The 307-nt window shown below is 33.2% G+C and carries 1 protein-coding gene; it reads right to left on the reverse strand.

Annotated features, from left to right (window positions below; all coding sequences use genetic code 11):
• A partial coding sequence (locus ACODST_RS27875; RefSeq protein WP_488935357.1) for an IS1 family transposase occupies positions 1–307 on the reverse strand: 307 nt, incomplete at both ends.

Consider the following 307-nt stretch of genomic DNA (forward strand, 5'->3'; position numbering starts at 1 on the left):
AAACAGCTAAACTTCTGCTGAAGCATATTGTACGTCTGTTGAGTCTTTTCAGATGTGTTCTCAGTGTCAAATTCTTTCTTTCAATATGATTTGTCCCGAAACGCTTTACAGAATGCATTTTCTCATTAATCAGATACCTGTAGTTTTTAAGCCTGTCTGTAAATATTTTTTTTGCTTCTGATAATTTCAGAGTTTCCAAAACACGGTTCAGAGTTTTATTAGTTCGTTTTCCAACGTTAAAACTCACCACTCTTTTAGAATTCTTTTCCAAAGCATAAACCAGCCAGATATAATTTTTCTTGTGTCT

It is taken from the genome of Flavobacterium sp. FG19 (assembly GCF_057809475.1).